Genomic DNA, 19,668 nt, shown 5'->3' with positions numbered 1-19,668 from the left:
GTATCCTCCGTTTACGTTTACTCGGCGTAGCTGTACAGAATCTCATCGATCATCGCGCCATCGAGGTCGTGTTCATCACCAAGTGCCTTGATACGGGCCGCAGCAGCACGCGCCTGTGCTTCACTGAGCGTAATCCCTAATTCGCGGGCACGTTCAGCTACTGCATGCCAGCCCACCAACCGATGGGCAATCGCAATCGTGCGTTGGCGACCAAATAGATTTGGATCGAGCACTTCATAGCTACGCGGATCGGCCAGCACGGCTTTGGTGTGCATACCGGCCTTATGGTGGAACGCAGTGGGGCTGGTAATGCACTGGTTAAACGGAATCTCGATGCCGAGCATCGTCGCTACCGTCTCGTCGATTTTGGGCAGGAGATCGAGGCGGTATCGTTGGACACGGGCCGGATCGATGCTTGCGATCCGGGCAATCATGCCGCTCAAACTGGCGATCCCGTTACGCTCACCGATACCGAGCACGGTGACATCGAGATGCGTAGCACCGGCTTCATACGCTGTAAAGGTATTAGCAATGGCGCAACCGCTATCGTTATGACCGTGAAACTCGATGTCGCATGTCACTTCAGCGCGCACCGCACGAACGACATCGTAGACCTGACGTGGAGTGGCAATCCCTACTGTATCGGCAAGGCCAATACGTTGTACACCCATTGTTTCGACTGCGCGGTAAATACGGATTAGGTCAGCGAGGTCGGTGCGAAAGCTATCTTCACACGAAAAGCGCACCTCAACATCGTGATCACGGAGGTACGTAATCACTTGTTCAGCTTCAGCCAGAATTTCGCTCAGGCTGCGACCGTGACTGACTGCGCGTAAAGGTTCAGACGTGGCAAACAGCAGGTTCGCACCCTGAGCGCCGTGTTCAACGGCAAGCCGGGCATCAGCCATGTGACAGCGGATGTGGGTGAGGATACGAGCACGGAAGCCATGCCGGGCAATCGTTGCCAGATCGCGAGCACTTTGTGGTGATGCAGCGGGGGAAGTGAGTTCAATATACTCGACGCCAAAGGCATCAAGCATTTCGGCGATAGCCAGGCGTTGGGCTGAGGTAAAACGAGCGCTGGCGAATTGCTCGCCTTCGCGCAAAGTCGTATCAACGAAAAATAAGCGCTCAGGCAGTGACATAGCGGAGCACCTCTCTCACTTGACATGAGCCAAAGAGTTCTGGTCGGCAATAGCGTGGCGTGTAAGCGACTGGGCTGACAGTTACGTACCGTTTCATAGTTCCCTCCATACAAACCATTGACCCGGCGCACCGTTGGTCTGGTGAGCCGGGTCTTGTCTCTTACGCACAGCAGACAAGCGTAGCTAACCAGACCTTTCGTCCGGCTTTTTTGCACGCTTGCTCTGCTTGGTGAAAAAGGTTACGTCACTCATAGCGCTACGACTATACCAGGAGTCGGGGGTTGTGTCAAGTGTGGTATGTCGAAGAGATGGCTGTTCAATGTCCTCAGAGCCTGAGCAAAAACCCGGAATTGGGAACATACCGTGCCCGCGCAACCATTGCGTGAGAGGGGCCAACATCAGTCATCCCACGTCCCCCCTTCCTCGCCTCGTGTGAGAGACAGAGGGGCTAGGGGGAAGGTGAGGGTGGCACCAGCCTGCTGAGCGCCTGATCAAAACCACGAGTTTCTGGTCACGCTCTCAGTTTTTGATAGAGTGTCTTTCATACCCTCACAACGATTCTTGCAGTTTTCCCAGCCGTGTGCGTAGCCAGCTCAGGTTGCGTGGTGCGTAGCAATCGGAACCCGCTCGTACCCTGCGGTGATGGCTATGATCGGCACGACTCGCCATCTCTTGGTGTCAACACAGCCGGGTAGGGATGAAAATAGTTTTTCAGACAGACGTTCATAGCGCCGCGGTGATGTCTTTTATAACGAAATGGTATGAATACACTCTTGAATTTAGAAAGATTTATGTTGACAAATTTTTTATATTAGCATATACTTGCGCACAATGTTAGCCGGTTCGCAGTGGCGACATCGCCCATCTGATGTTTTGGTTCCTTACCGTGTCACGGTCTGTTTTCGTCAAGTCGTATGTTAAACCTGATTGTTCGGAAGCATTCTTCTCATAACTTGAATAATCGTCTCACAGTACGGCGGATGAAACCTGATACATGCACGGGCACAGCGCCGCTGTGCCCCAACCCGATCTTCTTCTGCGATAGGGTATTCTGGATAGGCGCTAAACCTGCTAGCACACACCGAAGTGGGATACGCTTACTATGTTCACGCGGCACACGATAGATCACGATTGACGCAGGTATCTTATGCGTATGCCTCACAACAATACTACTGCGGCGCCATCAGCATCGGTACGTCTGCGGCTCGTTGCTTTACCGGTTGAACACGGCGGCTGGGGGATGTTAGGTGCACCGATACTGTTGGGATTGTGGTTAGCCCCATCACCAGCCGGGTTCTGGTTGAGTCTTGCCGCACTGGGTATCTTCCTTGTTCGTCAACCGCTCAAGCTCGTCGTGAGTGACTATCGGCAGGGCAAGCGCTACCTGAGAACGGCATGGGCAGAGCGATTTTTGCTCGGCTACAGTGTGATTGCCCTCGTTGCGAGTGTGATGGCCTTCTGGCAAGCGATAGCTCCCTTCTGGCAACCAATTGTACTAGCGATCCCTTTTGCCATCGGTCTATTGTATTACGATCTGCGAAAACAAAGCCGTCAGTTGGCTGCCGAATTGTGCGGTTCGGTTGCAATGAGTGCTTTAGTGTCAGCTATTGTCATGGCTGCCGGCTGGTCGCTATTGCCAGCACTCTTCATCTGGTTGCTGCTGGCAATGCAAACGGTTGCTGCAATCATTTACGTGCGCGTTCGTTTGCGATTGGCGCGCAACCAACCGGCTCAACGTACACCGGCTCTTCTGATCCATAGTGTGATGCTAGTCGTCGTTATTGGATTTTTGCTAATGGGTTGGGTAAGCTGGCCAGTTCCACTCGTTTTTGCTTTCTTGATAGTACGGTGCTGGTTAGGATTGTTGCCGCATAGTCTTGCCACACCAACACCACTGGTTGGTGTGCAAGAGTTGGTCGTAAGCCTGGTGACGGTGACTGGGATCAGGTTTGGCGTGTGATAACAATCAGTTGTAGCGATGCTTCCCCTCCGCTGACTCTTCTGTAGTGATGATTAAAAGCACAAGACGCTGACAAGGAACCAATACAGGATACCGTCGGTTACTGGGGGATGTCGGTTTTATTTTTATAGGTATTTAGTTGACAAACTTGATTTATTAGTGTATGCTAACCTCGTCAATGAGGTTCTTATAAGTAGGGAGGAAACACATGCTCTCCATACGAAGGAAAACAGTCGGACTTACCTTTATCGGTGTGATGCTTCTTTTGCTCTCTCTGGGAGCCTGTACAAACCAGAGCGCAACACAGACTGTCCGCGAGACTGTTGTTGTGACTCAAGAAGTTCCAGTTCGGGAAACGGTTGTTGTGCGCGAGACGGTTGAAGTTCCGGTGGAGGAGCCAATTGTCTACGTATACTCTGCCCGTCATTATGGTCAGATGGAAACGGCATTTGCCGAATTTACGAAGGAAACAGGCATTGAAGTCCGATTTACGTTTGGTAGCGATGCAGAGCTACGTGAGCGTTTGAAGGCCGAGGGACGTTTCACCCCTGCTGATGTGCTGTTCACTGTTGATGCGGCAAATCTCTGGTTGGCTGGGCAAGAGGGTCTCTTACGCCCGATTAATTCAGACGTGCTAGAGAGCAATATCCCTGATTACTTGCAGGATCCAAGCAACCAATGGTATGCTCTCTCCTTGCGAATACGAACTATCGCCTACCATCCCGATCGAGTCAATCCGGCAGAAATCTCTACCTACGAATCGCTAGCCGATTCAAAATGGGCAGGTCGCATCTGCTGGCGTCCTTCTACCAAGTCGTATACCCAGTCGCTCGTGGCCAGCCTGATCGTCCACCATGGCTACGATAAGGCGAAGGAAATTGTGTCAGGTTGGGCGAAGAATAGCAAAGAATACATTGACAGCGACACGAAAATTCTCGAGGCAATTGCGGCAGGAGGGTGTGATGTTGGTGTGGTCAACCATTATTATCTCGCCCGTCTCCTCGATAAGGACGCTAACTTCCCGGTGAAGCTCCTTTGGGCTAATCAGGATGATCGGGGCGTGCATGTGAATGCAAGCGGCGCTGGGGTAACAACGTATGCTCGTCATCCAGAGAATGCGATTCGTTTGCTCGAGTGGTTAAGCACCGAGCGCGGTCAGCGGCTGTTTGCTGATAGTAATTTCGAGTATCCGGCTAACCCTGCTGTGACACCGCACGAACTTATCAAGAGCTGGGGTGAGTTCAAGCGTGACACTGTTCAGATAAGTGAGATCGGAAGTTTGCAGGCTGATGCAGTCAAACTTATGAATGAGGCTGGTTATCAGTAAGTTGGTCAATATCCGGTAGACGTTTCCTCGCGAATCAACGGGAGTGACGGTACACCGGCTCTCCCGTTGATTCTCAGGTATATTACGGTCGTAGGTGTATCTTTATTATGCTGATCAGACAAAAACAGCTGGCAACAAGTTGGTCTTTCCCTTCGCTAGATCGTTGGAGTATCATCGCGTTATTGATTGCCGGTCTGGCACTTTTGCCTATCGCGATCATCCTGCGGATGCTTCTGTTACCGGCGCCTGATGTATGGCAACATCTCTGGGCGACGCGGCTGGCAGAATTTCTGACCAACACCGTGATCCTCCTCGTTGGGGTGGGGACTGGTACAGTGCTGTTGGGAACCGGTCTTGCCTGGTTGGTAACTGCGTACCGCTTTCCCGGTCAACGATTGTTTGACTGGGCATTAATGTTGCCAATGGCGGTGCCTTCGTATGTGCTGGCGTTTGTTTTCATGGCGACATTCGACTATACTGGCCCAGTGCAAAAAGCGCTGCGTGACTGGTTCGGCAGTAGTGTGTGGTTTCCATCTATTCGATCGGGCGGCGGTGCCGTATTTGTGATGAGCCTGACTCTCTATCCATACGTTTACTTGCTCACTCGTGCGGCATTTCATGAACATGCATTGGGAACGTTTGAGGTTGCTCGTACACTTGGCGCCACCCGTCTGCAAGCCTTTTTCCGGGTTGTCCTTCCGATGGCAAGACCATCGTTGGTTGCCGGGCTTTCACTGGTGTTAATGGAAGCGCTGACCGATGTGGGAACAGTGCGCTTTCTGAATTTCCCTACCTTGAGTGATGGTATTTTTCGGATCTGGCACGGCATGATGGATCGGGATGCGGCACTGCAATCAGCCGCAGTACTGCTGTTATTCGCCTTCGCAGCATTGCTTCTCGAACGCCTGACTCGTGGGCGTGCCCGATATGTTCAAGAGGGTTCACGCGGCCACGGTCTTGTGAAAGTTCCGTTAACAGGTTGGCGTGCTCTGATGGCAACGCTGCTATGCTTCTTCGTGTTGGCAACTGCATTCTTGCTCCCTATTTCGCAGTTAATACTGTGGAGCGTTTACGAGTTGCAGCAGCGAATGCCCGAAGGTTTGCTGGCCGTTTACTGGCGGCATGCACGCGCTACGCTCATGTTGGCTGGAACCGGCGCCGCTATCTCTGTGTTAGTGGCAGTGTTGTTGGCATACGGTGTCCACCTGAGCCGCTCTCCAATCACCCGCCTAGCTGCACGTGGTGCAATGCTTGGTTATGCTATTCCTGGTGCAGTAATCGGGTTGGGCGTTCTTATCCCCCTGGCCTGGCTAGACCACACGTTGAACGATCTTACGTATCAATGGTGGGGAGTTCTCCCAGGATTAATTTTTACAGGCTCGATAACCGGTCTCATCTATGCGTATGTCGTTCGCTTTATGGCCGTCGCTTATTCTAGCGTCGAGGCCAGTCTAGAGAAAGTCTCACCCAGTATTGAAGCAGCGGCACGCACGTTGGGCGCTAGTCCGGTGCGCGTATTGTTTCGCATTCATCTGCCCCTTATCCGGACAGGTATGTTGACCGGTGCGGTACTCGTCTTTGTTGATGTAATGAAGGAACTTCCCATCACCCTGCTGCTGCGGCCTTTTGGATACGATACACTGGCTCTCTGGATATGGCAGAATGTCGCTGAGTCTTTGTGGGGCGAAGCGGCTTTACCGGCGTTAACGATTGTTGTTACAGACTTGCTGGTGGTGGGAATTCTTATTCGGTCGGCAACCCTGCGCTTCAGGGCACACTAGAGATTTGGCTAGAGGAGATATTCCGATGCTTCGTAGCACCGAACCCGGACTTCAATTACACCATGTCACCCGCCGGTATGGCAGCATTGTAGCGGTGAACGACATCTCTTTAGAGGTGTCACAGGGTGAATTCCTTGTCATTGTCGGGCCGAGTGGTTGTGGCAAGACGACGCTGCTTCGTCTGGTTGCGGGTTTAGACGTGCAAGACGAAGGAAGCATTACGATACAGAACCGGATTGTAAGTGGGAACGGCGTCTTCGTGCCACCAGAAAAACGTCGCGTGGGACTGGTATTCCAGGATTATGCACTCTTCCCACACATGACGATTGCCAAAAATGTAGCTTTTGGCCTTCACCGCTGGTCTAAAGCAGATGTCAGACAGCGTGTGTACGAAATGCTTGATATGGTACAACTTGCTCATCTGGCAGACCGCTACCCTCATGAGTTGTCTGGTGGTGAACGACAGCGGGTGGCTTTGGCCCGTGCGCTGGCACCGCGACCCGATATCCTGCTGCTCGATGAGCCTTTTTCAAACCTGGATGCTGGGTTACGCACAACAATGCGCGAACATATCCAGCGTCTGCTGAAAGGCATCAACATTACGACCTTCTTCGTTACCCACGATCAGGAAGAGGCTCTCCTGCTGGGCGACCGAGTGGCTGTTATGAACCAGGGTCAGATCGAGCAGGTAGGTACACCTGAGCAAGTTTTTCACCAGCCTGCGACCTACTTCGTTGCCGAGTTTTTCGGCTATACGGCATTTATTTCGGGTCACGTAACGTCTGCTGGATTGGAAACCGAGCTTGGCTTTTTATCGCAACGTCTCTCGCTTGCTCCGGGTTCTGAAGTGAATATCCTGGTTCGTCCCGATGATCTGTCGGTGTATCCAGACGAGGAAGGTACGGCGTATATCGTTCGTGCTGGTTTTCAAGGGATGCACTGTATGTATCAGATCGCTTTACCGTCAGGCCATACTGTCTACAGCCTGATGCCGCATACGTCTGTCTATGCACCTGGTACGCGAGTACGGGTTGAGTTACGGCCAGGTCACGATCTGGTTTGTTTTCCGAACAACCGATCCATGTCCGCTAAAGGTTCGAGAATAGCTGATCATCATTTTGTTTATTGACCGAAAGCAGCAATTTAAATCTTTTCGCAAGTCATAAAACTTATCTTCATTTCTCTATTGCGCAGCCGACCGCAGTGTAGTGTATTGGTCGGATGGTACGGGATTTTTGCAAAAGCGGGAATGCTTACCGGAGTGTGAACTATGATTGCGGCAAGATATAGCGATTCAACCAACAAGTAATGCTGTCGGCCTAATCTCTGTTTAAGCTAGACAATTGGAAGGAGAAGACGATGTGTCATAAGTTGACTATCCTGGCTCGCGATAGCGCCAACCGCATCATCGCTCAGTGCGAGCATGGAACAATCCATCTCTATTGGGCACGGGCGGCGCTCTTTCTGCATCCAGCCGAGCTGCTCCCTCTGCTCGCGCTGATTCAGTGTTGGAAGCCAGACTTCGAAGAGGCGCGGAGCGAACCATTTTGCATTGTCCGGCGGCTTGATGGCTCATTGCAGCTCTGGTACCGCGAGATAGGTGTGCATTTGAGCCAAAGTGATCTGTACGATCTGGCTGCTCTTCTCTGGCACGCTGCAGCCCGTTTGAAACTTTTTGGCCCTGAACCGTTAACGCCGCTGAGTCATACCCTAGAATCGAGTCGTCCGGTGACTTGTGTTCTGCCACGTCCTGAATGGCGGAATTGAGGTCTTCGTTGGCGGAATGAAGAGATGATGAGGATGTCTATGTGGTGTTTTTCCTGCTCTTCCACTTTGTGGGCGAAGAAGGTTGGGTAAAGATGATCGCCACCTAAGGCTGTGGGCAGTACACGCCAAGGCGTATAGTCAGGCAACAGCTCAGCAAGATTCCACTTTGCTTACATCGGCACGAAAGCCAGAGATGCGCAATGACGGCGAAAAGGAACGTCTTTCAGGTGCTCTTAACCCTGCGCTTAGTCATGGTACATCGTCTTCCCACTGCGGTCTTTTGGATCGGGTGGTAGTCCTAAATATCGCTGACGTAAATCATCCCACAATGCCAGTCGTGACCAGTCAGGCTCCTTGCGGAACTTCATGTCGTCGGTGAGAAATGGATTGGGGAAGAAGATATAAATCTGGTTCTCACCCTTACCATTGAATAGCCGTAATCCCCAACTGCCTACCGTTCCATCAGGGTTTAGCCGACGGTAAAATTCAGCTCGTCCTGTTCGCCGATGGCGGGCAAGTTCCGGATCGACAGGTTTCTGCTTGCTGCCTTTATGCTCACCGATGCACAGATGAAAGTGCCAGACTCCGAAATCAACGGTCAGGTACCCATCGAGCATACCAATTCGCTGTGGTGGCTGAGTAACTTTGATCTCGAATACTGAACCCTGAATAAGTGGACCAAAATATATCTTGTCCCAATGATCACGAAACAGTTCGGTCATCAGCGTGGTAAGTACTGACTCTTCTGGTTCGAGTGGAAAGATTTCGAGTGTCCCATTCCCTGGTTCTTCAACGATATAAGAGGATGGTGTTGTCATAAAAAATAACCTCCTGTCAGTTGCCACTCGGCGACATTTCGCGTACCAGTGTCACGAGATCGTGAAGTGAATACACACATCGTTCGGGATGTCCTTTCGCCTGGATATGCCAGCAAGGTTGTTGTTCAGTGCCACTAATGGTAATACGTAGCGCTGTCGGATTATCTGTTGAACTAGTCAGATATCCGATTCGTTCAAGCGCATGAGATGTCCATTTGCGAATAAGACCTTCACCAAGAAGTGTTGCCCGATGCACTGAAGAATAGTGAAAGCGAAATTGGCCGTGATAGCGATCAAAGGTAATCTCGCAATTGGCGAAAGCCTTTTCAAATGCTCCGCTCAACACAAGATCTTCTGGTGCACCGGAATATACCGTACCATCAGTTGTCATCAACCATACTATATCGGCACTACGTAAAGCGAGATCAAGATCGTGGGTTGAAAGAATGACGGCTCGTTGCGTGTCGTGGGCCAGTCTGCGTAGGAGTTGCATCATCGCTACCCGGTGTGACAGATCGAGGAAAGCGGTTGGTTCATCGAGCACCATAACCTGCGGCTCTTGAGCCAGGGCACGTGCTACCATGACTCGTTGCCGTTCACCGTCACTCAATTCGTGGATATAGCGTCTAGCGAGGTGTTCTGCCTGAGTCGCTGCAATTGCCGTTTGCACGATTGCTTCATCGTGAGGTGTTAATCGCCCAAACCAATTCGTGTATGGATAGCGCCCAAGGGCAACTAGGTTGTACACCGAAAGCTGACCAACCTCAATGCGTTCGGTGAGAACAACACTAATCCGGCGAGCAATCTCACGCGGTTTGAGCGTCGCCAGATCAGTCTTATCAAGGAACACTCGTCCGGCTAATGGCGGTTGCATACCGATCAGGGTTCGTAGGAGGGTTGATTTACCGACGCCGTTTGGTCCCATTAAGCAAACAACTTCACCGCTACGAAGCGTTAAATTGAGGTGATCGGCAATGATACGCCGTACCCCGCCTCTGCCAGAGTAACCAATGCGCAAGTTCTCAGTGGTTAAAACTGGTTCGTTCATAAGCTAAAGGTTCCCCGATACCGCTGGAGGATAACCCAGATGACAATAGGCGCCCCAACGAGCGATGTAATGGCATTTAAGGGGAGGACAATACTAAACCCTGGTGCTTGAGCTATCAGATCGCCGACAAGGGCTGTCGTTGCTCCAACCCATATACATGCCGGGATCAGCACATTATGATCTGACGTTCGCAGCAGTGCTCGACAGAGGTGAGGCACCGCAACCCCAAGAAAAGCTATTGGACCACAAAAGGCGGTTACTGCTCCAGCAAGTACGGCACTGCTCAGGACAATCCCACTTCTAGTCATTTGGATGTTCATACCCATACTGCGTGCGTATGTCTCACCGAGCAGTAACGCATTAAGAGCTTTGGTCAGAAGGAAAGCCAAGAACAACCCAATACCGATGGTTGGCCCTAGAACCCACAGTTGACTCCAGGTTACACCACCGAAATTGCCAAAGCTCCAGGCAATGTATGCATGAATGCGCTCGGCAATACTAAAGTACAACAGCAGACTTACCACAGCACTGGTAACATAACTGATCATAAGCCCTAAGATAAGAAGAGTAATGCTGCTCCGCACTTGTTGAGCTATAAAGATAACAAGAATCATCACGATACCGGCACCGAAACTGGCGGCGACTACCAGGCTAATATTACTCAACAGTCCGGTAACAGCCAACAAACTTGTGTTGGCAGTACCAACGCTTAACACAACGATGGCAACCCCAAGGCTGGCCCCTGAACTGATGCCAAGAATAAATGGATCGGCTAGCGGGTTGCGGAAGAGGGTTTGCATTTGTAGGCCGCTCACGCCGAGTGCGGCTCCGGCTAGCGCCGCGGTGAGTGCTTTAGGTATGCGAAAGTCGTATATGATCGTTACCCACGTCGCTCGTTCAGCTTCCTTGTGGAAGAGGATTGTTAGAACCTGTTCCAATGGAATGGGTACTGATCCTGCACTGAGGCTTAATAAGAAACTCACTAGAGTAATACCAGACATGACGATGAGGATAACCATCTGTAGGTGTTGGTGTAAATGTACAGATGATTTGTTTGTGGTAGCGAATATTTTCCCCATACAATTTTCGTACTGATTGAAGTTATCGTTTTAACCGATGAAAAATATATTCTTCCACAGGGCTATTATGTATCAGATGTTCATGAATAATTCGTCTAATTACTACTTGGTCAACGTGGTGGTACCAGATGCCTTCAGGGTATACCACGACAATAGGACCGGCGGAGCAGACACCAAGACACGGCGTCGTGCCCCGCTTGACTCTGTTCGGATTCTGGTAATCCCCTAACGGCCCAAGCAGGTGGGCTAATTGTGAGTACAATTGTGCTGCTTTGCCGTCTGGATCGCAATAGTGTCCAGTACAGATAAAGATATGGCGAGAATATGGGTTCATATGGGGTTTAGTCATACCGTCCTCTATGGTGCAAGCTGTTGGTAAAAGAAGAGTTCGTGATCAGGTAGTAATTCTGGGTGCAATATCTTGATCAAGTCGGCCAGAATGAGATGAGGGTTAGTAACACCGGTTTCCCAATAATCATTGCCGCCGTTCTCGTTCAATCGCTTGTTGTTGTTGAAGACGTTGCCTTTCTGAAAGGCGGTAAACTGCGAAAAGCGTTCGTCTATTTGCTGCAATTCGCTCAAACTCTTCGCACTACCAGGGTTCAGCCAGAAATCGGCATTCTGGGCGCGTTCAAAAACCTCTTCAAAGCTCAGTGGTTGACTTCCGCTCGATGTATCGTCAGCCCAGAGGTAGGTTGCACCGGCATCGGCTAGAAGTTGGGCCACATAGCTTTTACCACCGGGCATATACCATGTTCCCCGAAACGGAGCATTAGCAAAGACAGTAGGTTTGTTGGCTACTTCGCGGGCTTTAGCGGCTATCTCGCGATAGCGGTTAGCGATAGCGGCGTAGGCTTTATTGGCTGCCATTTCCTGGTTGAAGAATGCTGCGGTGAATTTAATCCATTCAGCGCGACCGAGCGGTGTGCTTTCCATGTATTCGCTGTTCAAGACAACCTTTAGACCAGCCTCGAGTAACTTAGGATGGGCGTCGAACTCAGGATTACCAACCCCATACGTCATGATCAGATCGGGATTGAGATCGAGAGCTTGTTCAACATTCACCTGGCCTCCACTCCCGATTTCCACCAGCTCTCCGGCAGCGATCTTCTGACGCACGGTCTCGTTGTTGATGTACAGGAAGCTATCGACACCGACTAACCTATCAAGCAGGCCAAGTTCGTCGAGATGGGGCAGTTGTGTGGTTGACATTGCCACCACACGCTGTACCGGAATTTCGATCAGTAGCGTATTATCTTTTAGATCAGGTGGCGGAGTGCCGCACTGAAGCAGGACATACCGGAATTGAACATCAGCGTCGCGCCACGGATTGAGCACAGTGATGATCTTGTAATGGTTGAAATACTCAATCTTCCAACCAGTTGCCTCTTCCAGAGTAACTTTCTCTGGGAAGTAATCGACTTCCGGATCGAACTCAGTAACACACTCATCGGTAAGGTTGGTAAGCGGTGGTGTGAGCATGTCTGGAGTAGCCGTAGGTACAGCAGTCGGGATTGGTGTACCTATAGCTCCTAATGCCGTTGTTGGAACAGCGGTTGGCACAGGTCTGGTCGCAGTCTGATTTCCACACCCAATAAAGAAGATGACGAAGAAAAACGAAAGCATGTAATGTGCTAAACGATACATAGTTTTCCTCCAAAAATGCAAAAAATAATGCAAGAGATCCTTCGCCGCTAGCAGAAAATGCTATCGGGTACTGGGAACGAGCGATCTGCTCAACGAATAGTCACTATTGTTTGTCGGAAATTGGCGTAGTGGGCAGATGGTGCTGTTGATGATAACCATCAACAAAACATCCCCAGTCTCTTCCGAGAGCTGGGGATATAAACACTGCCCGTTCAGTGGGGTAAACTACGGCAGGCATGTTCTCCTCCTTAGCTCGAGAAGGGCCGAACATCATCGCATCGCGGCAGGCATCCTGGCTTCCGGTATTAGAACCGGTTACAGTTGCGGCACAGCGCTGGACTTGCACCAGCTTCCACCTTTACGCCCTGGCATCCGGGCCTACGGGTCACCGCGACGATATAAGCTTGTCAATATTGCCCATATACTAGCACAACTGACACGATTTTGCAACTGTTCCCTGTCAGCGTGTAGGGGTTTTCAACGTTGTGCGGCGACGTGCGCCTAACACCCCTCACCTTCTCCCCAACCCCCTTCCGCTCCCTTTGTGGGAGCGGAAGGGGGAGGGTGAGGTGGGATTGGAACCCGCTCCTGATGGCTTGTTGATGGGATAAACGACGGATTTCAGCTTCACGCCGGAGGATGCAGGCCGGAGGCCCGCGCTCCAAGGGCAATCGCGCGAGTCGGGGATCGTCTCGCGCATGGATGACATGCATCGTGCATGTCTCCCCATTCGGTTACAGCGAAGTGGCTCTCGTGATACCAAAAGATGAAGACCTTGAAAGGCCCTGGTCAGCGTGTTTTTCAGAACCGATGGCCATTATCGGGGTAAGTCATTCTGCACACGTGTGAGACGTTCTCATTTGGAAATCGTGACAGTGAGCGATGACGGCTCATCATTGGTGTTTCATTCATCTCTGTATTTTCCGTGTCTCTGTGTTGCAGAATCCGTCGTCTCAACAACGATGTACCGCACGCAGTGTCACTACTAGGGAGAGGCACGAGATACCGTACCTCTCCATCTCAAGGTGGGATTGCACCAGATCGATGACAAAGTGCAGCCGTATTTACCCATTCCAACGAAACGGTCTTCAACTCTACTCACCACCTGCAGTTCCGGTCACCGGCTCACCATCGCGTGGTCTGGTTGCCGCCGGTGTATCACCTAGCATACCGTCGCTTGGAATGCTCAGCATGGTCAACAGGCCATTATCGCCACTTACCAAGCGCGGCAAGACACCATCCCAGCGTTCGATAAAGCGCAATTGGAGCAATTGCGGAGAAACGACTTCACCGAGCAGGCGGAGCGATTCGGCTTCAGCGCGAGCAATTTCGAGGCGAGCCTTTGCCTCAGCTTCAGCACGAGCGACTTGCTGTTGGGCCTCGATCCGCGCCCGTTCAAGCTCGCGTGCGGCCCGTAGTGCGTCTTGCTCGGCAACCTGCTTCGCTTCGATAGCACGGGCAAACTCAGGACTGAAATTGAAGTCGGTGATCGAGACACTTTCAACGATGACCCCACGGGGTGTTAGGCGTTCACTCAAAATGTTTAGGATCAAATCTGACACTTCAGGACGACGGGTGATCAGTTCTTCAGCCGTAAAGCGTGCTGTTGCTGCTTTGAGCGCCTCCTGAATGGCGGGATCAACCACGCGGCGTTCGTAGTCTACACCGATCTCGCGTACCAGTCGATCAACCTGGCTGGCGTCAGGCCGGTAGTTGATGACCACCTGGGTGGTTACGGTTTGCAGGTCACGTGAAGCTGCGCTTGAATTGGACTCATAGCGCTGGGTGCGTACTTCCACGATGGTGACGGAGGTAATAAACGGTGGGCGAAAGTGAAGCCCTTCGTTGAGCACACCGGTAATTTCGCCGAATGTCTTCAGTACACCTCTGGTACCGGCTTCAATGGTCGTTACCGAATTGATCACAATAAAGACTGCGACCATCCCCAGGATAATGATGGAGAATATTGCTGACATTGACCATCCGCTCATGGTCGGCGTAGGAAAAGATTGACGTCTTTGGTTCATCGTTCTGCACTTTCTATTTCAACAAGTGTCTCACCCTGTACAGATAAGGAAATAAGTTCCTACATGCAGTATACCTCATAAAGCTGCTCTATCATCGGGGATGAATTCCACATGTTGCAATGGGTTTCTTCAGGTGTATCCGGTGCGGCGCTGCTCAGATCGAGTATCATGACGATGGGGAAACATAGTCATTGCTACAAAGACATTCTAATACATTGTTAGCAAGCTGTTGATCAGCAGCTAATACCGTGCCATCATAATAGCAAGCAGATAGAAAAGGGCTGTTTCAGTGCCCGTATCGAGGTGTACGTATGACGGAAATTGGCCGCTGGTTAATTGGCGTTGGTATCCTGCTGGTTGTGATCGGGCTAGTCATGATGGCTGCCGGACGTTTGCCATGGTTGGGTCGCCTGCCTGGTGATATTCTGATCGAACGCGACAACCTGACGATTTTCATTCCGCTTGGCACCATGTTAGTCGTGAGTCTGATATTGACGATCATCGCCAACGTGATTGCCCGCTGGTGGCGATGATTGTCAGAAAGGAAGTGTGTATGATCGATCGGGAAGCAGTGCAACAGCTCCGCGCAGAGTTAAGTGAATTGCAGCCACCAGTGCTGTCGCTGTACGTTGAGGTTGATCCAACCAGGCCCGAAAACGAACGGCGAGCGTGGGTTTTGCGTGCACGTAACGCAGTAAAGGCACTCGCAGCACCGGCAGAGATTGAACAGGCGGTGCTGACAGCGCTTGAGGCTGAAATTGCGCCGGAGGCGCGCACGCTGGCGCTGTTTGCCGCAGCGCCTGCTGCCGAACGCAAGAGCACCACCGTTGCGGTAACGAGGTTACCGCTCCATATCAATTTACCTTTGGTTGATGTGCGGAACGGACGGGTTGAGGCGCGCTGGGGCGAGCCGTATATTTCGCCGCTGATCTATGCTCTCGATCAGTACGAGCACACTGCCGTTGTCTGGTTGCGTGGCGAAGGCTGGCGCTTCTTTGAAGTCTTCCTCGGCGAGATCGTTGAGCACACTGATGTGTTCCGCAGTGTTGAGTCCGATCTCTGGCAGCAATTAACACAGTTCGATCCACGACGGCTGCGGGAGGCATTGCGTGCCCAGGCAATGGGGAATCGCGACCGATTTGCCCGACGAATGGAGAACATTGCGGTACGCTACCTGCAACGTCTAGCCGAGTTAACTGAACGTGCACTTGATCATCTGCGGGTGCGCCGCCTGGTATTACTTGGTCGTGAAGAGGCAACCAAACAGTTTGCCGATCTGTTGCCCCGTTCTGTTCGACAGATGATTGTGGCGCATGTTGCCGATCTGCCGCATCCCGATGCAGCACCGGCTCATGTGCTCGCCAAAGTCATGCCGGTATTAGAACAGGTTGAACAGACCCACGAGCAATCTCTGCTCGAACAGGTTGTGCGCCAACCGGGTGTGTGGGGAGTTGATCCAACTCTGAATGCGTTGCAGGAGGGTCGCTTGAGTCTGCTGATTGCACCCTGGTATCTAGACGCACAGGTCTGGATGACCCCTGAAGGGCTATTGGCTGCCAGTCGTGAACAGGCCGTTTTACTGGCCCCTGATAGCGATCCGCAACCGGTTGCCCTTCGTGATGTGTTGGTCGATGCCTGTGCCGCCTTTGCTACCCGGTTAGAGTTTGTGACCGGTGCTGCTCAAGAGCGGCTGATGCGCGATTTTAACGGTCTGGCCGGAATCTTCCGCTGGTAAGTGTACCAGTATGTGCCGGTAAGACGTTATACCGGTCGTCAAGAGGTCATCCGTGCCTCACACGGGTAACATCGCTATCTTACAACATCACGTGTGTGGGAAACTATGGAATTCAAGGATTACTACGCAATCTTAGGCCTTAGCCCGGATGCTGATGAACAAGCGATTAAACAAGCCTATCGCAAGCTGGCGCGGCAGTACCATCCTGATGTCAATCCGGGTGACAAAAAGGCTGAGGAGCGCTTTAAAGAAATAAATGAGGCCTATCAGGCGCTGAGTGATCCTGAGCGGCGGCGAAAGTACGACGAGCTGCGGTCGTACTATCAGCGCTGGCAGCGCAGCGGTGGCCGCGGTGATTTCAACTGGAGCCAGTGGCAGGCGGCGCCTGGTCAACAAGTCTATACCTACAATGTGTCGCCAGAAGATCTCGAAGACTTGTTTGGCGCCGACAGTCCCTTCTCCGACTTCTTCAGTTCGATTTTCGGTCAACCACAATTTCGGCGGACGAGCCGAAGTGCGCGTGGACGCGATCTCGAAGTTCCGGTCACTATCACCCTGGAAGAGGCTTTTTCGGGGACAACTCGCTCCCTTCAGGTCGGTAACCGGCGGATCGAGGCGCGCATTCCGCGTGGGGTGCAAACCGGTACCCGTGTGCGTCTGAGTGGTCAGGGCGCGCCTGGTATCGGTGGTGGACCTGATGGTGATCTCTACCTGATCGTTGAAGTGGCGCCGCATCCGCAGTTTGAACGTGATGGTGATGATCTGCGATCAGTAGTTGAAGTTGACGCCTTCACTGCTGCGGTGGGTGGTGAAGTGCGGGTACCGACGATTGATGGGACCGTGACGCTCAAGATACCACCGTTAACCCAGGCTGACCGGGTGTTCCGGCTGCGCGGTAAGGGCATGCCACGTCTCGACAATCCGTCAGAGCGGGGTGATCTCTTTGTGCGGGTGAAATTGGTCTTGCCTGAACCGCTAAGCGAGGACGAGCTAGCAACACTCCGTGATCTGGTACGTCGTCGTAGGCGTTAGAACGTTGTATCACTAAACAAGAGGTTTCTATGGAACGTCAATCGGGACGCGGACGGTGGATCATGCTGTTACTCGAACTGGCGCTCCTGGCTGTGATTGCCGGTGCGTTTGTTTGGGCTGCATTGGTTGGCAATCGTCCGACGGCTGTTGCAGTTTCACCATCGCCGACGCCGGCGATGCAGATAGCGCCAACTGTTGGGCCAACGGTGATCCCGCTGTCCGTGACCGACCTTGAGGCTCGAATTGCAGACGTGTATCGTGAAGCCGGATCGAGCGTGGTGAATATCACTAGTCGCTCGGTCAGTTATGATTTCTTCTTCAATCCGATCCCACGTCAGGGTAGCGGTTCAGGTTTTTTCTACGATACTCAAGGCCATATTGTGACGAACTATCACGTGATTGCCGATGCCGATGAACTACAGGTTACCCTGGCCGATGGGCAGACTGTTCCCGCCCAGATTGTTGGCAGTGATCCATCAAACGATCTGGCGGTGATCAAAGTTGATCTGCCCGCCGGGTCGATCCGTCCCTTGCCAATCGGTGATTCTACCCAAGTGTACGTAGGTCAATTTGTGTTGGCAATCGGCAATCCGTTTGGTTTGGAACGCACTCTTACCTTCGGTATTGTCAGTGCATTGGGGCGAGTCATTGAAAGCCCTAACCAACGCTTCATCGGCGAAGTTATTCAATCTGATGTCGCGATCAATCCTGGTAATTCAGGCGGCCCGTTGCTCAATCTCACCGGACAGGTGATAGGTGTCAATTCGGCTATTCTGAGTCCGAGTGGCGCTAATGCTGGTATTGGATTTGCCATCTCAGCACGTACTGTCCAACGAGTTGTGCCGGTCTTGATCCGAGACGGTCGTTATCCACATCCATCGTTAGGGGTGCGGGTGATTGAGTTGACGCCTCAGCGGGCTGCCTTGTTCAGACGGGCCGGTGTGCAATTACCTGACCAGGGTTTGTTGATCGCTGAATTGGTTGCGAATGGACCGGCAGCACGGGCTGGATTACGCGGACCTGACCGTCTGGCTCGGGTAGGCAATGTCAGTCTGCCACTTGGGGGTGACGTCATTGTCGCTATTAACAATCAGCCAATAACGACCAGCCAGGATTTAATCGTCTATCTCGAAACGCAAACCCAAGTTGGCGAGACGGTGCAGGTCAAGGTGTTGCGTGATGGTCGCGAGCAGGTGTTGCCGGTCACGTTGGCTGAGTTGCAATGATAAATGATAAAGGAGACGCCGCCTATGCTGGTGCGACGGAGGAGTTTAGAAGACCTGGCGCTGACAGTGGGTTTGCCGGTACCGGTTTTGCAGCATCTCGTTGATCTCGGGTATATTCATCCAATCCCTGAGTTGCCGGCGGCAGAGTTTGCCGAATTGCGTTTGATCCGCCGTTTGATCGATGATTTAGGGGTACCGTCGGATGCCGTTGATGTCATTTTGCATATGCGTCGCCGTATGCTGGCAATGCAACGCGAAATTGCCCGTCTCCGTGCGGAACTGGCTTACCGACGTGCTCTGCAACCCGATATGAACTGGGTTGATGCTGATTGGTACGAATAAGTGATCGGGTTGGACAGGCTGACGTGAACATATACCGTTAGGAGGTGTATTATGCCGGTCTATTCTATCGATTTTCGACCATTCGATTATCTCACCGCCGAACTATCGGCGCTCTGGTGGTTCTACCTCTCGCAGGGCTTAGCCTTAATCGCTCTGGGGATTGCAGTGATCATCTGGCCTGAACTTTTAGCGCTGCTGGCTGCGGCCTTTTTCATCGCTATTGGTAGCGTATTACTGGTGCTGGGCTGGCGGGTGCGACAGGTTAAACGTCGGTACGAGCTCTTCAAGCGCTCGTTTATCATCGAGGCGTAGCAGAAAAGGATGTAACCAATGAGCGACTCATCGTATATTCGTATTTTACGTACCCGACTACCGTATGCTCAGTTCGACATACGACCATGGTCGCCGCCGCTCAATATCTTCGAGACTGATCGCGAGATCATCCTGGTTATCGAGCTTGCCGGTGTTGATCCGACCACGGTGCAGATTGAAGCCTATCCCGAACGGGTGCGAATCGCCGGGGTACGCCAGCTCACGCTGCCGCCCGGCCTACGGCGATTGCACCGAATGGAGATTGCTGCCGGGATGTTTCAGTTTGAGATACCATTCGAGCATGCCGTTGATCCCGAACAGAGCAGTGCTCGTTCCTTTCACGGTCTGCTCGAGATTCGGTTGCCCTTTGCCAGACATACCCTGCGCCAGGTCGTTATTCCAGTGCTGGAGGGAGAATAATC

At 52.2% G+C, this 19,668-nt stretch carries 18 protein-coding genes and 1 riboswitch; of the genes, 12 read left to right on the top strand and 6 right to left on the bottom strand.

Annotation, left to right across the window (positions count from 1 at the left end; translation table 11 throughout):
* Positions 1–17: 17 nt before the first annotated feature.
* Positions 18–1,145 (bottom strand): homocitrate synthase, encoded by a 1,128-nt coding sequence (lysS, locus tag QTO31_RS13650; protein WP_301429601.1) that lies wholly within the window; start codon positions 1,143–1,145, stop codon positions 18–20.
* Positions 1,146–2,292: 1,147 nt separating this feature from the next.
* Between lysS and QTO31_RS13645 the strand changes: the two genes are divergently transcribed.
* From QTO31_RS13645 to QTO31_RS13625, 5 genes are all read left to right on the top strand, one after another.
* Positions 2,293–3,105: a YwiC-like family protein gene (locus tag QTO31_RS13645; RefSeq protein ID WP_301429599.1), complete on the top strand. Its 813-nt coding sequence runs from the start codon at positions 2,293–2,295 to the stop codon at positions 3,103–3,105.
* 328 nt (positions 3,106–3,433) lie between these two features.
* On the top strand, positions 3,434–4,432 hold the full coding sequence (locus QTO31_RS13640; RefSeq protein WP_301429597.1) for a Fe(3+) ABC transporter substrate-binding protein: 999 nt from the start codon (positions 3,434–3,436) through the stop codon (positions 4,430–4,432).
* Positions 4,433–4,539: 107 nt separating this feature from the next.
* Complete coding sequence (locus QTO31_RS13635; RefSeq protein WP_301429596.1) at positions 4,540–6,213, top strand: ABC transporter permease; 1,674 nt, start codon at positions 4,540–4,542, stop codon at positions 6,211–6,213.
* A 25-nt stretch (positions 6,214–6,238) separates the two neighbouring features.
* Entirely contained in the window at positions 6,239–7,342 is a 1,104-nt protein-coding gene (locus tag QTO31_RS13630; protein WP_051871123.1) for an ABC transporter ATP-binding protein, read from the top strand.
* Between the two features lie 230 nt (positions 7,343–7,572).
* A complete protein-coding gene (locus tag QTO31_RS13625; protein WP_031459626.1) occupies positions 7,573–7,980 on the top strand; it encodes a hypothetical protein in 408 nt (135 codons plus the stop codon).
* A gap of 245 nt (positions 7,981–8,225) precedes the next feature.
* Here QTO31_RS13625 and QTO31_RS13620 read toward each other — a convergent pair whose 3' ends face one another.
* The 5 genes from QTO31_RS13620 to QTO31_RS13600 form a co-directional block, all read right to left on the bottom strand.
* Positions 8,226–8,798: a hypothetical protein gene (locus QTO31_RS13620; protein ID WP_031459625.1), complete on the bottom strand. Its 573-nt coding sequence runs from the start codon at positions 8,796–8,798 to the stop codon at positions 8,226–8,228.
* 16 nt (positions 8,799–8,814) lie between these two features.
* The gene (locus QTO31_RS13615) at positions 8,815–9,846 is read right to left on the bottom strand and encodes an ABC transporter ATP-binding protein (protein ID WP_031459624.1); all 1,032 of its coding nucleotides are present in this window, start codon (positions 9,844–9,846) and stop codon (positions 8,815–8,817) included.
* Complete coding sequence (locus tag QTO31_RS13610; RefSeq protein WP_411278402.1) at positions 9,843–10,865, bottom strand: iron chelate uptake ABC transporter family permease subunit; 1,023 nt, start codon at positions 10,863–10,865, stop codon at positions 9,843–9,845. The genes QTO31_RS13615 and QTO31_RS13610 overlap by 4 nt, the downstream gene beginning before the upstream one ends.
* 417 nt (positions 10,866–11,282) lie before the next feature.
* The gene (locus QTO31_RS13605; protein ID WP_031459622.1) at positions 11,283–12,572 is read right to left on the bottom strand and encodes an ABC transporter substrate-binding protein; all 1,290 of its coding nucleotides are present in this window, start codon (positions 12,570–12,572) and stop codon (positions 11,283–11,285) included.
* Positions 12,573–12,836: 264 nt separating this feature from the next.
* A riboswitch (cobalamin riboswitch) is annotated at positions 12,837–12,980 on the bottom strand.
* 686 nt (positions 12,981–13,666) lie between these two features.
* Complete coding sequence (locus QTO31_RS13600; RefSeq protein WP_031459621.1) at positions 13,667–14,599, bottom strand: prohibitin family protein; 933 nt, start codon at positions 14,597–14,599, stop codon at positions 13,667–13,669.
* A 311-nt stretch (positions 14,600–14,910) separates the two neighbouring features.
* Between QTO31_RS13600 and QTO31_RS13595 the strand changes: the two genes are divergently transcribed.
* From QTO31_RS13595 to QTO31_RS13565, 7 genes are all read left to right on the top strand, one after another.
* The gene (locus tag QTO31_RS13595; protein ID WP_031460415.1) at positions 14,911–15,132 is read left to right on the top strand and encodes a DUF2905 domain-containing protein; all 222 of its coding nucleotides are present in this window, start codon (positions 14,911–14,913) and stop codon (positions 15,130–15,132) included.
* A gap of 20 nt (positions 15,133–15,152) precedes the next feature.
* Positions 15,153–16,334, top strand: coding sequence for a VLRF1 family aeRF1-type release factor (locus QTO31_RS13590; RefSeq protein ID WP_301429592.1), 1,182 nt, complete (start codon positions 15,153–15,155; stop codon positions 16,332–16,334).
* Between the two features lie 105 nt (positions 16,335–16,439).
* Positions 16,440–17,366 (top strand): J domain-containing protein, encoded by a 927-nt coding sequence (locus QTO31_RS13585; RefSeq protein WP_301429591.1) that lies wholly within the window; start codon positions 16,440–16,442, stop codon positions 17,364–17,366.
* Positions 17,367–17,395: 29 nt separating this feature from the next.
* On the top strand, positions 17,396–18,592 hold the full coding sequence (locus QTO31_RS13580; RefSeq protein ID WP_301429589.1) for a S1C family serine protease: 1,197 nt from the start codon (positions 17,396–17,398) through the stop codon (positions 18,590–18,592).
* 24 nt (positions 18,593–18,616) lie between these two features.
* Positions 18,617–18,934: a chaperone modulator CbpM gene (locus QTO31_RS13575; protein WP_028459082.1), complete on the top strand. Its 318-nt coding sequence runs from the start codon at positions 18,617–18,619 to the stop codon at positions 18,932–18,934.
* A gap of 51 nt (positions 18,935–18,985) precedes the next feature.
* Complete coding sequence (locus tag QTO31_RS13570; protein WP_028459083.1) at positions 18,986–19,246, top strand: hypothetical protein; 261 nt, start codon at positions 18,986–18,988, stop codon at positions 19,244–19,246.
* Between the two features lie 18 nt (positions 19,247–19,264).
* Positions 19,265–19,666, top strand: a complete 402-nt coding sequence (locus tag QTO31_RS13565; protein WP_031460411.1) for an Hsp20/alpha crystallin family protein — start codon at positions 19,265–19,267, stop codon at positions 19,664–19,666.
* Positions 19,667–19,668 lie beyond the last annotated feature (2 nt).

This window comes from Chloroflexus sp. MS-CIW-1 (assembly GCF_030444705.1).
Classification (GTDB): Bacteria; Chloroflexota; Chloroflexia; order Chloroflexales; family Chloroflexaceae; genus Chloroflexus.
This window is presented reverse-complemented; position numbering and strand designations above follow the sequence as displayed.

What these genes read in the sequence shown, in the direction of transcription:
- lysS (WP_301429601.1), bottom strand. Translation starts at nt 1,145, where the DNA reads ATGTCACTGCCTGAGCGCTTATTTTTCGTTGATACGACTTTGCGCGAA.
- QTO31_RS13645 (WP_301429599.1), top strand. Translation starts at nt 2,293, where the DNA reads ATGCGTATGCCTCACAACAATACTACTGCGGCGCCATCAGCATCGGTA.
- QTO31_RS13635 (WP_301429596.1), top strand. Translation starts at nt 4,540, where the DNA reads ATGCTGATCAGACAAAAACAGCTGGCAACAAGTTGGTCTTTCCCTTCG.
- QTO31_RS13630 (WP_051871123.1), top strand. Translation starts at nt 6,239, where the DNA reads ATGCTTCGTAGCACCGAACCCGGACTTCAATTACACCATGTCACCCGC.
- QTO31_RS13625 (WP_031459626.1), top strand. Translation starts at nt 7,573, where the DNA reads ATGTGTCATAAGTTGACTATCCTGGCTCGCGATAGCGCCAACCGCATC.
- QTO31_RS13620 (WP_031459625.1), bottom strand. Translation starts at nt 8,798, where the DNA reads ATGACAACACCATCCTCTTATATCGTTGAAGAACCAGGGAATGGGACA.
- QTO31_RS13615 (WP_031459624.1), bottom strand. Translation starts at nt 9,846, where the DNA reads ATGAACGAACCAGTTTTAACCACTGAGAACTTGCGCATTGGTTACTCT.
- QTO31_RS13610 (WP_411278402.1), bottom strand. Translation starts at nt 10,865, where the DNA reads ATGGTTATCCTCATCGTCATGTCTGGTATTACTCTAGTGAGTTTCTTA.
- QTO31_RS13605 (WP_031459622.1), bottom strand. Translation starts at nt 12,572, where the DNA reads ATGTATCGTTTAGCACATTACATGCTTTCGTTTTTCTTCGTCATCTTC.
- QTO31_RS13600 (WP_031459621.1), bottom strand. Translation starts at nt 14,599, where the DNA reads ATGAACCAAAGACGTCAATCTTTTCCTACGCCGACCATGAGCGGATGG.
- QTO31_RS13595 (WP_031460415.1), top strand. Translation starts at nt 14,911, where the DNA reads ATGACGGAAATTGGCCGCTGGTTAATTGGCGTTGGTATCCTGCTGGTT.
- QTO31_RS13590 (WP_301429592.1), top strand. Translation starts at nt 15,153, where the DNA reads ATGATCGATCGGGAAGCAGTGCAACAGCTCCGCGCAGAGTTAAGTGAA.
- QTO31_RS13585 (WP_301429591.1), top strand. Translation starts at nt 16,440, where the DNA reads ATGGAATTCAAGGATTACTACGCAATCTTAGGCCTTAGCCCGGATGCT.
- QTO31_RS13580 (WP_301429589.1), top strand. Translation starts at nt 17,396, where the DNA reads ATGGAACGTCAATCGGGACGCGGACGGTGGATCATGCTGTTACTCGAA.
- QTO31_RS13575 (WP_028459082.1), top strand. Translation starts at nt 18,617, where the DNA reads ATGCTGGTGCGACGGAGGAGTTTAGAAGACCTGGCGCTGACAGTGGGT.
- QTO31_RS13570 (WP_028459083.1), top strand. Translation starts at nt 18,986, where the DNA reads ATGCCGGTCTATTCTATCGATTTTCGACCATTCGATTATCTCACCGCC.
- QTO31_RS13565 (WP_031460411.1), top strand. Translation starts at nt 19,265, where the DNA reads ATGAGCGACTCATCGTATATTCGTATTTTACGTACCCGACTACCGTAT.